This is a genomic window from Pseudomonas sp. NBRC 111138 (genome assembly GCF_001320835.1).
In the GTDB taxonomy this organism is placed as follows: Bacteria; Pseudomonadota; Gammaproteobacteria; order Pseudomonadales; family Pseudomonadaceae; genus Aquipseudomonas; species Aquipseudomonas paracarnis.
The window spans coordinates 1-13,675 of record NZ_BCBO01000180.1; the positions used below are offsets into that span (position 1 = coordinate 1).

The 13,675-nt window shown below is 61.8% G+C and carries 15 protein-coding genes; 8 read left to right on the plus strand and 7 right to left on the minus strand.

Annotated elements, in window-relative coordinates:
• The coding region (locus tag APH41_RS27400; RefSeq protein ID WP_156359104.1) for an amino acid permease at nucleotides 1–563 on the minus strand (563 nt) is incomplete at its 3' end.
• A gap of 397 nt (nucleotides 564–960) precedes the next feature.
• On the opposite strand from APH41_RS27400, the gene arcD reads away from it, so the two are divergent.
• On the plus strand, nucleotides 961–2,388 hold the full coding sequence (gene arcD, locus APH41_RS27405; RefSeq protein WP_034128548.1) for an arginine-ornithine antiporter: 1,428 nt from the start codon (nucleotides 961–963) through the stop codon (nucleotides 2,386–2,388).
• The gene (locus tag APH41_RS27410; protein WP_054922620.1) at nucleotides 2,385–3,236 is read left to right on the plus strand and encodes a DNA-3-methyladenine glycosylase; all 852 of its coding nucleotides are present in this window, start codon (nucleotides 2,385–2,387) and stop codon (nucleotides 3,234–3,236) included. The genes arcD and APH41_RS27410 overlap by 4 nt, the downstream gene beginning before the upstream one ends.
• 104 nt (nucleotides 3,237–3,340) lie before the next feature.
• Here APH41_RS27410 and APH41_RS27415 read toward each other — a convergent pair whose 3' ends face one another.
• The 6 genes from APH41_RS27415 to APH41_RS27440 form a co-directional block, all read right to left on the minus strand.
• Complete coding sequence (locus APH41_RS27415) at nucleotides 3,341–4,690, minus strand: CoA transferase (RefSeq protein WP_054922623.1); 1,350 nt, start codon at nucleotides 4,688–4,690, stop codon at nucleotides 3,341–3,343.
• A gap of 37 nt (nucleotides 4,691–4,727) precedes the next feature.
• Entirely contained in the window at nucleotides 4,728–6,074 is a 1,347-nt protein-coding gene (locus tag APH41_RS27420) for a HAMP domain-containing sensor histidine kinase (protein WP_054898400.1), read from the minus strand.
• Between the two features lie 64 nt (nucleotides 6,075–6,138).
• Complete coding sequence (locus tag APH41_RS27425) at nucleotides 6,139–6,597, minus strand: LTXXQ domain protein (RefSeq protein WP_034128544.1); 459 nt, start codon at nucleotides 6,595–6,597, stop codon at nucleotides 6,139–6,141.
• A 249-nt stretch (nucleotides 6,598–6,846) separates the two neighbouring features.
• Nucleotides 6,847–7,524, minus strand: coding sequence for a response regulator transcription factor (locus APH41_RS27430; RefSeq protein ID WP_003193803.1), 678 nt, complete (start codon nucleotides 7,522–7,524; stop codon nucleotides 6,847–6,849).
• Nucleotides 7,525–7,624: 100 nt separating this feature from the next.
• Entirely contained in the window at nucleotides 7,625–7,924 is a 300-nt protein-coding gene (locus APH41_RS27435; RefSeq protein WP_034128543.1) for a YciI family protein, read from the minus strand.
• 1 nt (nucleotide 7,925) lies between these two features.
• Nucleotides 7,926–8,513, minus strand: coding sequence for a septation protein A (locus APH41_RS27440; protein WP_034128542.1), 588 nt, complete (start codon nucleotides 8,511–8,513; stop codon nucleotides 7,926–7,928).
• A gap of 87 nt (nucleotides 8,514–8,600) precedes the next feature.
• On the opposite strand from APH41_RS27440, the gene APH41_RS27445 reads away from it, so the two are divergent.
• The 6 genes from APH41_RS27445 (at nucleotide 8,601) to rluB (ending at nucleotide 13,529) form a co-directional block, all read left to right on the plus strand.
• On the plus strand, nucleotides 8,601–9,464 hold the full coding sequence (locus APH41_RS27445) for a PHP domain-containing protein (RefSeq protein WP_003193798.1): 864 nt from the start codon (nucleotides 8,601–8,603) through the stop codon (nucleotides 9,462–9,464).
• A gap of 13 nt (nucleotides 9,465–9,477) precedes the next feature.
• Entirely contained in the window at nucleotides 9,478–10,107 is a 630-nt protein-coding gene (locus APH41_RS27450) for an L-threonylcarbamoyladenylate synthase (protein WP_003193796.1), read from the plus strand.
• Between the two features lie 120 nt (nucleotides 10,108–10,227).
• The gene (locus tag APH41_RS27455; protein ID WP_164365898.1) at nucleotides 10,228–10,926 is read left to right on the plus strand and encodes a ScpA family protein; all 699 of its coding nucleotides are present in this window, start codon (nucleotides 10,228–10,230) and stop codon (nucleotides 10,924–10,926) included.
• Between the two features lie 12 nt (nucleotides 10,927–10,938).
• On the plus strand, nucleotides 10,939–11,859 hold the full coding sequence (gene scpB, locus APH41_RS27460; protein WP_003193794.1) for an SMC-Scp complex subunit ScpB: 921 nt from the start codon (nucleotides 10,939–10,941) through the stop codon (nucleotides 11,857–11,859).
• Between the two features lie 126 nt (nucleotides 11,860–11,985).
• A complete protein-coding gene (locus tag APH41_RS27465) occupies nucleotides 11,986–12,177 on the plus strand; it encodes a DUF1289 domain-containing protein (RefSeq protein WP_034128540.1) in 192 nt (63 codons plus the stop codon).
• 143 nt (nucleotides 12,178–12,320) lie between these two features.
• On the plus strand, nucleotides 12,321–13,529 hold the full coding sequence (gene rluB / locus APH41_RS27470; RefSeq protein ID WP_054922625.1) for a 23S rRNA pseudouridine(2605) synthase RluB: 1,209 nt from the start codon (nucleotides 12,321–12,323) through the stop codon (nucleotides 13,527–13,529).
• Nucleotides 13,530–13,675: the final 146 nt, after the last annotated feature.

Genomic DNA, 13,675 nt, shown 5'->3' on the forward strand with positions numbered 1-13,675 from the left:
CCGCCCCAGATGTCAGCGGTGAAGATGTCCAGCTTGAACGCGAACAGCGCGATGAGCACGAACAGCAGCAGCGGCACCACCTTGGCGACGGTGGTTACCAGGTTAATGAACGCCGCTTCCTTGATTCCGCGCAGCACCAGGAAATGCACGGCCCACAACAGCACTGACGCAGCGATCACCGCCGTCGGGGTATTGCCCTCGCCAAAGACCGGGAAGAAATAGCCCAAGGTGCTGAACAGCAAGACGAAGTAGCCGACGTTGCCCAGCCAGGCGCTGATCCAGTAACCCCAGGCAGATGAAAAACCCATGTAGTCGCCGAAACCGGCCTTGGCGTAGGCGTAGACCCCGCCGTCGAGGTCAGGCTTGCGGTTGGCGAGGGTCTGGAACACGAAGGCGAGGGTCAACATGCCGATGGCGGTAATCACCCAGCCGATCAACACCGCACCGACATCGGCGCTGGCGGCCATGTTTTGTGGCAATGAAAAGATACCGCCGCCAATCATCGAGCCGACGACAAGTGCGACCAGGGCGCCTAGTCGAAGTTTTCCGGGAGTTTCAGACATTGCATGACTCCAATGCAGGAGAAGAGAGACCACAGAATAATTCCGTGCGCTAATCAAACAGCTGACTCAGATCACTTCATTGGCACATTCCATTGTGAATTAACGACTTAGGGTGAGGTTTTTGCGGGCGAACAAGTCCCGCAAAGGCGCTTGATAGAGCGCTCTTTGCTTTGTGGTTAATCATTTGGTCGAGGACATGGGTGTTGACGCTAGTTCGTATTTGCGAATGTGCAAATTTTTTGTACGTTGTTTGACTATCGCTTCATAATTGACGTATTTAAATTCTAAATAAGCCTAAACTTCCTACCTTTACATATCCTTATGTTATGACAACGTCATTAATCTGAATTACTTATGTGCGCAGTTGTCGCCCAACCGTTTATTTCGAGGAAGCTGCATGACCCAACCCGCCCAGAAACTTCGGCTCAGTGCCCTGATTGCCCTGGTGGTGGGCTCGATGATTGGCGGCGGCATCTTTTCATTGCCGCAGAACATGGCTGCCCGTGCCGAAGTGGGGGCCATCTTGATCGGCTGGGCGATCACCGCCATCGGCATGCTGACCCTGGCCTTTGTGTTCCAGACGTTGGCGAACCGTAAGCCCGAACTGGACTCCGGGGTATATGCCTACGCCAAGGCGGGTTTTGGCGATTACATGGGCTTTTCATCCGCCTGGGGTTACTGGATCAGTGCGTGGATGGGCAATGTCGGTTATTTCGTCTTGCTATTCAGCACCCTTGGCTACTTTTTTCCGGCATTCGGCCAGGGCAATACACCGCTCGCCATCGGCTGCGCGTCGCTGTTGCTGTGGGCCGTGCATTTTCTGGTGATGCGCGGGATCAAAGAGGCAGCGTTCATCAACCAGGTGACGACGGTGGCGAAGATCGTGCCGCTGCTGATGTTTATCGTGATCGCCGCCGTTGCATTCAAGGCGGATATTTTCACCCGCGATATCTGGGGAATGGGTAACCCGCAGATGGGCAGCGTGGTCGAGCAGGTGCGTCACATGATGCTGGTCACGGTGTTTGTGTTTATCGGGATCGAAGGCGCCAGTGTGTATTCGGCGCGGGCGCAGAAACGCTCGGACGTGGGGCGCGCCACGGTGATTGGTTTCGTGGGCGTGCTGGCCTTGCTGGTGCTGGTGAATGTGTTGTCCCTGGGCATCATGAGCCAGCCGGAGCTGGCGCAATTGCAGAACCCGTCCCTGGCCGGTGTGTTGGAGCATATCGTCGGGCCTTGGGGCGCGGTATTGATCAGTATCGGCCTGGCGGTTTCGCTGCTCGGCGCGTTGCTCTCCTGGGCGCTGCTGTGCGCGGAAATCCTCTATGCCACCGCCCAGGACAAGACCATGCCGGCGTTCCTGAAGAAGGAAAACGCCAATCAGGTGCCGGTCAATGCCTTATGGCTGACCAACGTGATGATCCAAGCATTCCTGGTGATCACGCTGTTTTCCGCCAGCACCTACACCACCCTGATCTACCTGGCTTCCTCAATGATCCTGGTGCCTTATTTGTGGTCGGCGGCCTATGCGGTGCTGTTGAGCGCGCGCGGCGAAACCTATGCAGGCTGGCAGCGTCGGCGCATGAAAGATCTGCTGGTGGGGCTGGTTGCCCTCGGTTATGCGATCTGGCTGCTGTATGCGGGGGGCTTGAAGTACTTGCTGCTGTCGGCGTTGCTGTACGCACCGGGTGTGATCCTGTTTGCCCTGGCCAAGCGCGAGCAGGGCCAACCCTTGTTTACCACCGTGGAAAAAGGCATTTTCAGCGGCGTGATCGCGGGCGCCGGGTTAGCCGCGTATGGGCTGTATAGCGGGGTATTGTCACTGTGAGACTGGCGTATCAACCGCCCTACGACTGGGCGGCGATGCTGGGGTTCCTATCGGTGCGGGCGATTACCGGGTTGGAAACCGTGGTCGCCGGCGTGTATCGGCGCAGTATCAGTGTGGCGGGGCGACATGGCTGGGTCAGCGTCGAACCGGGCGCGGGGGATTGGCTGGAGGTGACGGTCGACTTTCCCGAGCCTGCCGCGATGCCTGAGATCGAGCGGCGCTTGCGCAGGATGTTTGATCTGGACGCGGTGCCTGAGGTGATCAACGCGCAATTGTCGCAAGACCCCCTGATGGCGCAACTGGTTGCGGCCCGCCCTGGCCTGCGGTTGCCTGGCACCTGGGATGGGTTGGAACTGGCGATTCGTGCAGTGCTGGGCCAGCAGATCACCGTGGTGGCGGCGATTCGCCTGGCGGGCAAGCTGGTGGCGCAGTATGGCCAGACCCTGCAAACCCCGCACGCCGGTATTACCCACCTGTTTCCGACACCTGAAGTGTTGGCTGCGGCGGACCTGGCGACCCTGGGCATGCCCAAGGCGCGGGGCCGTACGTTGTCTGGTGTGGCCCAGGCGCTATTGGATGATCCACAGCTTTTCGAACCGAAGGCCAGCCTCCAGGACGGCGTTGCAAGGCTAGTGGCATTGCCGGGGATTGGAGAGTGGACCGCGCAGTACATCGCCATGCGCCAGTTGCGCGAGGCGGATGCGTTTGCGTCGGGGGATATCGGGCTGATCAATGCTTTGGCGGCTTTGGAAGGTGGGCCGGTGTCGGCGCGGCAGTTATTGGCGCGGGCCGACGCGTGGCGGCCGTTGAGGGCGTATGCGGCGCAGCATTTGTGGACAACCCTGTAGGAGCGAGCTTGCTCGCGAAAAACCTGAGAACGCCGCTGTGTATCAGGTTTCCCGCGTTATCGTTGGCGACCTTCGCGAGCAAGCTCGCTCCTACAGGGTATTAGTCACCATTGCGGCCGGTGCGAGCCCAGTTCCACCGCCGGCAAATCCCACTGCAACGGCGTGCCACTGATGCTCAGCGGCGCCAGTAGCCGGTGGGCCTGGCCCCAGGCTGTCTGCTCCACCACCAGGCCTTGGTCATTGATGTCTTCTTCGCGCAATGCCGCTTGCTGTGGCACTTGCCCGGCCTCCACCAGCAACTTCGCCGTACGCGCCAACGACAAGCGCGCCGAACCGCCGCGTCCGGAGTCCAGGCGCTCGGCCAAAGCCCGGATCGCACTGGCGGCCATCAAATAGCCGGTGGCGTGATCCAGCGCCTGCACCGGCAGCGGCAGCGGTTTATCCGTCTGTTTCCAGGCCATGCCCGCCTCGGCAATCCCGCTGCTCATCTGCACCAGGCTGTCAAAGCCACGCCGATTACGCCATGGGCCGCTCCAGCCGTAGGCGTTGAGGCTGACGTCGATCAGTCCGGGGGCGATGTGCTGACGTTCGCCAAGGGTATAACCGAGTTGCTCCAGGGCATCGGCGCGGTAACCGTGGAACAGGATGTCGGCGTCCTTGAGCAACGCTTCGAACGCTTGCCGGTCGTCGTGGCTCGTTAGATCCAGGCGGGCGCAGCGTTTACCCAGGGTCATTTCCGGGACGACGCCAGGTTCGTTCCAGGTGGGCGAGTCGATGCGCAGTACGTCGGCGCCTAAGCCTGCGAGGAAACGACTGGCCACCGGGCCGGCCAGCACCCGGGTCAAATCCAGCACCTTGATGCCGGCCAGTGGGCGCGCTGCGGAACCGAGCCAGGGTTTGTCGGTGCCGGGTTCGAAGACCTGACGCTGGATCAACGCTTCGGCGTTTACCGCCAAGCCTTGGGGATGCTGCTGCCAGGCTTGCCAGCTACGCATCTGCGCCGCACAACCGCCCGCATCGACAACCGCCTGTTCCAGTTCGGCGGCTTTCCAGGTCGCGACTCTACTCGCCATGGCTGCGCGATCAGCGGCAGGCCCCAATACCCGCTCGGCCGCTGCGCGATGATGGGGCGCGTTGGTGTGCAGGCGGATCCAGCCATCCACGCTGGCGTAATCACCCGCTACCGGGTCCCACAAAGGCGGCACTTGCCACCCCACGGGGCGAATCGACGAGGAGAACCACAACGAGGCCAGGCGCCGATCCACGCTGACGCTGGGCAGGCGCCCGGTTTGTTGCTCAATCAACTGGGCGACGGCCTGGCCCGCGGCGCCGATGCTGGCGGCCGCCAGGTCTGTCACGGCGAAGGTCGAGGGCAAGGCGCCGGCCTGGGTCTGGGGCAGTGGGGCGTGCGGTAAAGCGAGTGCGGCTTGGATGGGAGTCAGCAGGTCTGTCATCAAAGGCCCTCCGTAAGAGAAGGGCCACTATAGAAGATCATCCCACCGGTGTGGCAACCCCAGGGATCAAGGGCAGTTCGATGCTGGCGATAAAGCCGCCATCGGGATGGTTGGCCAGGATCAGGTTACCGCCATGGCGCTCGGCGGCGCGACGGGCGATGGCCAGGCCCAGGCCATGGCCTTGGGCGGTCTGGCCCGGCGCCCGGTAGAACGGCTCGCCCAATTGGCTCAGGTGCTCGGCTTCAACGCCGGGGCCGTGGTCGCGTACGCTGATCAGAATGCGCCCGCCTTGATGCTGGGCCTGCAATTCAATCGGTTCGCCCACCGGGTTGAAGCGCTGGGCATTGCGCAGCAGGTTGTCCACGGCGCGTTCGATCATGGTCGGCCAGCCTTTAAGCTGCAAGTCATTGGCAGTCGTCAGTTGCACCACTTGCTCGGGGGCACTGAGTTGGGCGTCCTTTTGCAGCGTTTTAAGCAACGGGGTGAGGTCGATGTCTTCGGCGCTGGCGTTGTCGGCGTCGACCCGCGCCAATACCAGGATCTCGCTGATCAAGGCCTCCAGTCGATCGCATTCGCGGGTCAGGCGCGGCCAGAGTTTTTCCCGTTCTTCGGGGCTGGCGCGTTCGGCCAGGGCCAGGGCGATACGCAAGCGCGCCAACGGCGAGCGCAGTTCGTGGGACACGTCGCGCAGCAACTGGCGCTGGCTGCCGATCAGGCTTTGCAGGCGTGCGCCCATGCGGTTGAAGTCGTTGGCCAGCACGCCGAACTCGTCGCGCCGATTGGCCAGTTGCGCCAGGCTGTTCTGTTGATAAGTGGTTTGCCCCAGATCATGCACCGCGCCGCGCAAACGGCTGAGTGGGCGGGTGATGGACAAGGTCACCAGCAGGCTGAACAGGGTCAGCACCACCAGGGTAATCGCCAATGCACTGAGCGGCCACAGCAGGCTGCTGCGGTGCCAGGCGTCCAGCTCCGGGTGAGGAATACGGTAGATCAATAGGTAGGTGTCGCCGGTTTTGGCGCTGGTGTACTCGGCGGTCAGGCGGCGCCAGGGCAGGTGGCCGTCCTGGCTGTCGTTCTGGCGGGCTTCGAACGCGGCGGCGCGGCGCGGGAAGGTGCCGCGCACCACCGGGTCGCCGCTTTCGTTAAGCACTTGCACGTCGATGTGGTACTGGCGCTTGCGCTGCTGCAGCAACTCCTGGGCGGCGTCTTCGCCCTGGGTTTCGTAGAGCTGCGTCCACTCTTGGGCCAGGTTGTTGAGGCCAGGGTGGCGGCTGAGAATCCAGGCATCCTGGTTGAGCATGTGCCCAAGCAGGATCGACAAACCGGCAACCAGGGCGATGGCCAGCCAGAAACTCGCCAGGATACGCCAGAACAATGAACGCACAGGAAACCCTCAAACAGGAAAAGCCCAGCGGCGCGAACCACTGGGCTGGGGTGAAGCTAGGTCATTATTGCGCTTTTTGCGCTTGCTGGGCTTTCCAGGCCTGGAACTCTTTCCATTCGGCGCGGCGTTCGGCTTGTTTCTTGACGATTTCGTCGTACTTCTTCTGCTGGTCGGGCTTGAGCACGGCACGGATATCGGTCTGGGTTTTCTGCTTGCCTGCGGCGATTTCGTCCTGCATCGCCTTCTGGTCAGCGGCTGGCAGTTTGTCCAGGTACTTTTTGACCAGGTCTTTGCGGGCGTGCCATTGGTCACCCATCAGCTTGCGGATCTGCTCGCGCTGTTCCTTGCTCAAGTCCAACTGGCTGAACGGGCCGCCTTTGCCACGCGGACCGTGTTCACCGTGGCCTGGGCCGCCCATCATGTGGCTTTCAGGACCACCCATCGGGCCTGGGCCTTCCGGCATTGCCATGGCAACGGTGGGCAGGGCAGTGGCGAACATCAAAGCGATAAGGGTCTTGCGCATGGTGATTCTCCTGTCTCTATTCCGGTGAGTCCGGATGTGAGTAGGTTACGCAGCGCAAGGTCAGCGGCGGTCAGGGGAGGGTAAAGCTTCGGTAAAGACGGGTTTGATAGGAACTGACAAAACCCTCGAGGCTGATGAGAACGCGGGTGGGAGCTGGTTTGCCTGCGATAGCGGTGTGTCAGTCACCCTCATGCTAACTGGCCCACCACTATCGCAGGCAAGCCAGCTCCCACGGGTTGAGCGTGATGTTTAGAGGCTGTAGTAGTAACCACGACTACGCAGCGCCACGATCCGTGGCCGGCCATCGGGGTGTGGGCCGATCTTTTTACGCAGGTTGCTGACGTGCATATCCAGGCTGCGGTCATACAGGGTCAGCTTGCGGCCCAGGGCGATCTGCGCCAGTTCCTGTTTATCCAGGGGCTCGCCGGGCTGACGCAGCAATGCTTCGAGCAGGCGGCTTTCGGAGACGGTGAGGGCGAACTCCTGTTCATCGATGCTGACCACGCCGCGCACCGGGCTGAAGCACAGGTCGCCCAGTTCCAGCTGGGTCGATACCGCGGCCGGGTGGCTACGGCGTAACACGGCGCGCAGGCGCGCCGTCAGCTCGCGTGGGTCGCAAGGCTTGGCCAGGTAGTCGTCGGCGCCCAGTTCCAGGCCGAGGATGCGGTCCAGGGGTTCGCCCCGGGCCGAGAGCATCAGCACCGGCAGCTCCGGGTGGTCGTTGCGCAATTGCTTGAGCAGCTCCAGGCCGCTGCCGTCGGGCAGCATAACATCCAGTACGACGGCCGCCGGCGCACTGTCGGCCAGGGCTTTTCGGGCACTCAAGCCGTCATGGCAGGCGCGTACCTGGAAACCTTCCTGGCTCAACCAACTGGTCAGCAGCTCACAGAGCTCCTGGTCATCATCTATCAGTAACAGCTCGCTCATGACTCACTCAATTTAGCCATTGTCGGCGGCGAAGGCCCCACCGGTGACGCCGTGAGCCATTAGGAGTGCGCCGAAACGATTAGGTTCGACGCAGCCGCGCTCAAGGCAAGACTTGCTTGAACGGCTTGACCACTACATCGGCGTAGACGCCTGCTGCGACATAAGGGTCAGCCTTGGCCCAGGCCTGGGCGTCGGCCAGGGAGGCGAACTCGGCGACGATCAGGCTTCCGCTGAAACCCGCGTCGCCTGGGTCGTTGCTGTCGACGGCCGGGTGCGGGCCGGCCAGTACCATGCGGCCTTCGGCTTGCAGCTGTTTGAGGCGCTCGACGTGGGCCGGGCGTACGCTCAGGCGTTTTTCCAGGGAGTTGGCAACGTCGGTGGCAATGATGGCGTAGAGCATGTCAGTCCTCGGTTTTCGGTGTGGTGTCATGCAGGTGGCGTGACAGGTAGATGCCCTGGCCGATCAAAAACAATACGGTCATGCCCAGGCTGCCAAATACTTTGAAGTCGACCCAGTAGTCCTGGAAGGTGAAGGCCACGAACAGGTTGGCGGCGCCGCAGAACAGGAAGAACACGATCCAGGCCACGTTCAGGCGCACCCACACCGGCTCCGGCAAGGTCAGCGCATGGCCCATGATCCGCTTGATCAGCAGGCGGTCACCGATGAAGTGGCTGCCGATAAACACCAGGGCGAACAGCCAGTTCACCACAGGGGCTTTCCATTTAAGGAAGGTTTCGCTGTGGAAGGCCAGGGTGAGGCCACCGAACACCAGGCAGGCGACGAGGGTGAGCCATTGGCTTTTTTCCAGCTTGCGCTGCGAGATGAAGATGGCGCCGTACACTACGATAGAGCTGATGATCAGTACGGCAGTGGCACTGTAGATGCCCCCGAACGACAGCTCGTGGCCGGCGATTTCGATGACCCTGGGGTCGAGTTTGGTAACGATGAAAAACAGCAACAGCGGGATGAAGTCGATGAATTGTTTCACAGTAAGAGCCAGAAGCTGGATGTGTCGGCATAATAACAAACATCCTTGGTTGCGATAGCGCCAGCTGACTTGAGGTTACACACCCCCGTGAATGTTGATTTGCACTGCCACAGCACGGCCTCCGACGGCGCCCTGGCGCCCGCTGTACTGGTTGCGCGTGCGTTCGAAAAAGGCGTGCGAGTTTTGGCATTGACCGACCATGACACCCTTGAAGGCCTCGACGAAGCCCGCCAGGCCGCGCACTCCCTGGGTATGCAGCTGGTTAACGGCGTGGAATTGTCCTGCACCTGGGGCGGCGCCACCATCCACGTGCTGGGCTACGGTTTTGATCAAAAGGCCCCGCCCTTGGTGGCGGCGATTGCCCAATTGCACGATGGCCGCTGGCTGCGGTCCGAAGAAATAAGCCGCAAGCTCAGCCTTAAAGGCATGCCTGGTGCCCTCGATGGCGCCCGTGCTATCCAGCAGGAACTGGGCGACAGCGGCAACGCACCGGCCCGTCCGCACTTTGCCGACTGGATGGTGCGTGAAGGCTATGTGAAGGATCGCGCCGAGGCCTTTCGCAAATGGCTGGGCGCCGGCAAGTTGGGCGATGTGAAGCTGCACTGGCCAACCCTGGAAGACACCGTCCAGACCCTGCGGGCCTCCGGGGCCTGGGTGAGCCTGGCGCATCCCTGGCATTACGATTTCACCCGCAGCAAGCGCCGCAAGCTGATCAGCGACTATATTGGAGCGGGTGGCCACGCCATCGAGGTGGTCAATGGGCATCAACCCGCCGAACAGGTCGGCAGCCTGGCGATCCTCGCCCGCGAATTTGGTCTGCTGGTCAGTGCCGGCAGTGACTTTCATGGCCCAGGCGGCTGGTCCGAGATTGGCGAATATCGCCAGGTCCCGGAAGATCTGCCGCTGTTGTGGGGGCGATTCAAGCATGACCCCATTATTGCCACCGTCTGAACAGGTAGAGCACGTGAGCCAATTCTTCCAGATTCATCCGGAAAACCCTCAGGCGCGCCTGATCAAACAGGCCGTGGAGATCATCCGTGCCGGCGGCGTGGTGATCTATCCGACTGATTCGTCCTACGCCATTGGCTGCCAGATCGGCGACAAGGGCGCGGTGGAGCGAGTAAGACGCCTGCGCCAGCTGGACGACAAGCACAACTTTGCGCTGATCTGCAGCGACTTGTCCCAGCTCGGGCTGTTCGCCAAGGTCGACACCGGCACCTTCCGCCTGCTCAAGGCCCACACGCCGGGGCCCTACACCTTCATCCTCAACGCCACCCGCGAAGTGCCGCGCCTGTTGCTGCACCCGAAGAAGCGCACCATTGGCCTGCGCGTGCCGGAACACCCGATTGCCCTGGCGCTGCTGGCCGAATTGGGCGAACCGCTGATGAGCGTGTCGTTGATCCTGCCCGGCGAAACCGAGCCGTTGTACGACCCTTACGAAATGCGCCGTTTGCTGGAAAAGCACGTCGACCTGATCATCGACGGCGGCTACGGTGGCAACAAGGCCTCCACGGTGATCAACCTGGCCGATGGCGAGCCAGAAGTGGTGCGTGTGGGTTGTGGCGATCCGGCTCCGTTCATGGTCGAGGCCTGAATGTCAGCCGTGGAAGCCGCTGATCCCCAGGCTGGCGCCCAGCAGGAACTGCCGTTTGCCATGGTGTATGGCCAGGCGGTCATGGAAATGCCCCTGGACCTGTACATCCCGCCGGACGCCCTGGAGGTGTTCCTTGAAGCCTTCGAAGGCCCGCTGGACTTGCTGCTGTACCTGATCCGCAAGCAGAACATCAACATCCTTGACATTCCGGTGGCAGAAATTACCCGCCAATACATGGGCTATGTCGAGCTGATGCAGTCGGTGCGCCTGGAACTGGCCGCCGAGTACCTGGTCATGGCCGCCATGCTCGCCGAGATCAAGTCGCGCATGCTGTTGCCGCGCTCGGAGACGGTGGAAGCCGAAGAGGATGACCCGCGCGCCGAGCTGATCCGCCGCCTGCAGGAGTACGAACGCTTCAAGGCCGCCGCCGAAGGCATCGACGGCCTGAGCCGTGTGGGCCGTGATGTGGTGGTGCCCAAGCTCGACGCTCCCGAGGCGCGCGCGCGCAAGTTGCTGCCGGACGTGAGTCTGGAAGAATTGCTGATGTCCATGGCCGAAGTACTGCGCCGCGGCGATATGTTCGAGAGCCACCAGGTCAGCCGTGAAGCGCTGTCCACCCGCGAGCGCATGAGCGATGTGCTGGAACGTCTCAAGGGAGGTGGGTTTGTGCCCTTTGTCGAGTTGTTTACTGCCGAAGAGGGCCGACTGGGCGTGGTGGTGACCTTTATGGCGATCCTTGAGCTGGTGAAGGAGTCCTTGGTCGAGCTGGTGCAGAATGAGCCTTTTGCGGCTATCCACGTGCGGGCGCGAGCCGAATAACGAGCTGAATCGATGAATCTGACTGAACCCCGCGAACTGGCCCCTTTGCTGGAGGCCTTTCTCCTGGCCTCGGGCAAACCGCAATCTCTGGAGCGCCTGTTCGAACTCTTTGAAGAGGCCGAACGCCCGGAGCCGCCGGTCTTCAAGAAGGCCTTGGAGATCCTGCGCAAATCCTGCGAGGGCCGTGCCTTTGAACTGCGTGAAGTGGCGTCGGGTTACCGCCTGCAGATCCGTGAGAAGTTTTCACCGTGGGTCGGGCGTTTGTGGGAAGAACGCCCGCAGCGCTACTCCCGGGCGATGCTGGAGACCATGGCGCTGATCGCCTATCGCCAGCCCATCACCCGGGGCGAGATCGAAGACGTGCGTGGTGTGGCGGTCAACAGCCATATCGTCAAGACCCTGCTGGAACGTGAGTGGATCCGCATTGTTGGCTACCGCGATGTGCCGGGCAAGCCGGCCATGTTCGCCACCACCAAGGTGTTTCTCGATCACTTCAACCTGAAAAACCTTGACGATTTGCCGCCCCTGGCCGAGCTGCGCGAAATGGAGGCCGAGCCGGTGCTCGACTTCGACGACGCACCGGTGCCGCAAAGCCTGCAGGAACTGGCCGACGCCAGCGCCGAGCCGGAGGAGCCCAAGGACGAAACCAGTTTCCATACGTTGTTGCTGGAGCTGGACGACATGGAGCAGGGGATCAAGACCGACTTCGACGATTTGCTGCGTGATGGTGCGGCGGAGCCAGAAACCCAGGTGAACGTTGAATCCGAGCCTGAGGTCGAAGCCGAAGACGATGTGCTTGGCGTGGCCCAAGCCCGGGAAAAGCTCCTGGCCGCCGTCGCCGCCCTCGAACAGCCGCCCCTGAGTGACGAAGAAGACGAAGCTCGGGCGCTGGCCGAGGCCATCGAGAACGAGCGCCGCCAGCTCGAAGACTGACCGGCTCTGACTTTCACTGCGCAACCCATGTGTGAGCTGGCTTGCCTGCGATGCAGACGCCTCGGTCTCCCAGATGCAAGGAGGTGATGCCATCGCAGGCAAGCCAGCTCCCACAGAGGATCGACCATGAGTGCCATGAAAGACCCGTGCATCAGCATCTGCAAATTCAACGATGACATCTGCGTCGGCTGTGGCCGCAGCAAGCGTGAAATCCGTGCCTGGAAGAAGCTCGATAAAGCCGACAAGCGCACGGTGCTGGCCGAAGCCGAGCTGCGATTGCTGGCCCTGGGGGCCACCGGTCGGCGGAAAAGCAAATGAGCTGGGCGTTATCGACTAGTCTGTGATGCGCAACACGCGCCATGCGCGTATGATTCGCGGCCCCTTGCCGACCTATTCGGCCAAGGCCCCGCTTTCAATACCCTCAGGCCACGCCTGAATCGACCCACCGGGAGGTGCTTACGATGAATGACCAAGACCAGAAAGACCAGGAAATCGGCCCAGCAGGCGAAAAGCTGCAAAAAGTGCTGGCGCGTATCGGCGTGGGCTCGCGCCGCGACGTCGAAGCCTGGATCACCCAGAAGCGCATCAAGGTCAACGGCGTCGAGGCAACCCTCGGCCAGCGCGTCGACCTGCACGATGCAATCACCATTGATGGCAAGGTCATCAAGCGTGAAGAGGCCGCCGAATCGGTGCGCCGCGTGATCATGTACAACAAGCCCGACGGCGAGATCTGCACCCGTGACGACCCGGAAGGCCGTCCGACCGTGTTCGACAAGATGCCCAAGCCTAAAGAAGGCCGCTGGATCAACATCGGTCGCCTGGACATCAACACCACCGGCTTGCTGATGTTCACCACTGACGGTGAGTTGGCCAACCGCCTGATGCACCCGTCCTATGAGATGGACCGTGAATACGCCGTGCGTGTACGTGGTGAAGTCGATGACGAGATGATCGAACGCCTCAAGGCGGGCGTGGTGCTCGAAGACGGCCCGGCCAAGTTCACCGACATCAAGCAGGCGCCGGGTGGCGAAGGTTTCAACCACTGGTACCACTGCGTGGTGATGGAAGGCCGTAACCGTGAAGTGCGTCGCCTGTGGGAGTCCCAGGGCCTGGTGGTCAGCCGCCTCAAGCGCGTGCGTTTTGGTCCGGTGTTCCTGAACTCCGACCTGCCGATGGGCCGCTGGCGCGAAATGAGCCAGTACGAAGTCGATATCCTCAGCGCCGAAGTGGGCCTGACGCCGGTTGCCATGCCGCAGATGAACGCCAAGAGCAAAGACAAGCTTGAGCGTATGCAGCGTAAATCGTCGCGCCCAGTGCCACGTACCGAACGTGTTGCTCGCACCCTGCGCCCTGCGCTGGATGCACCGGCCACCGGCGGTCGTATCTCGCGTCAGCCGCACATTGAAGGCGAACGCCGCCCCACCGCGCCATCGCGTCAAGAAGGTGAGCGTGTGCCACGTACGCCGCGTCCTGCTCCGGCGGGTGGTCGCAGCAACCGTGGTGAAGCGGATCGCCCGGCCGACAACGCCAGCACCAAGCGTCCAGCCAAGCCAGCGGCGAACAAGCGCCCTGGCCCGAAACTGGTCGCGGACGAGCCTTCGGGCAAGCGCCGTGGCGCCCCGGCCGGTTCCGGCCAGCGTCCTGGTTTTGGCCGCAAGAAGCCGCAGTGATGCGCTAAGTGCTGCGCGAAAACGCCAACCCTAGGGTTGGCGTTTTTTTTGCGATCTACATTCGAAATGCAATCAACTGTGGCAGCTGGCTTGCCTGTGATAGCGGTGGGCAAGCCCTAATGCCAGTCAGTTAAGACAGAATCGGC

Bases quoted from the DNA above. Each gene is read 5' to 3' on its own strand.
- rluB (WP_054922625.1), top strand. From the start codon at position 12,321: ATGAATGACCAAGACCAGAAAGACCAGGAAATCGGCCCAGCAGGCGAA.
- APH41_RS27435 (WP_034128543.1), bottom strand. From the start codon at position 7,924: ATGCTCTACGCCATCATTGCCACCGACGTTGCCAACTCCCTGGAAAAA.
- scpB (WP_003193794.1), top strand. From the start codon at position 10,939: ATGAATCTGACTGAACCCCGCGAACTGGCCCCTTTGCTGGAGGCCTTT.
- arcD (WP_034128548.1), top strand. From the start codon at position 961: ATGACCCAACCCGCCCAGAAACTTCGGCTCAGTGCCCTGATTGCCCTG.
- APH41_RS27430 (WP_003193803.1), bottom strand. From the start codon at position 7,524: ATGAGCGAGCTGTTACTGATAGATGATGACCAGGAGCTCTGTGAGCTG.
- APH41_RS27425 (WP_034128544.1), bottom strand. From the start codon at position 6,597: ATGCGCAAGACCCTTATCGCTTTGATGTTCGCCACTGCCCTGCCCACC.
- APH41_RS27415 (WP_054922623.1), bottom strand. From the start codon at position 4,690: ATGACAGACCTGCTGACTCCCATCCAAGCCGCACTCGCTTTACCGCAC.
- APH41_RS27465 (WP_034128540.1), top strand. From the start codon at position 11,986: ATGAGTGCCATGAAAGACCCGTGCATCAGCATCTGCAAATTCAACGAT.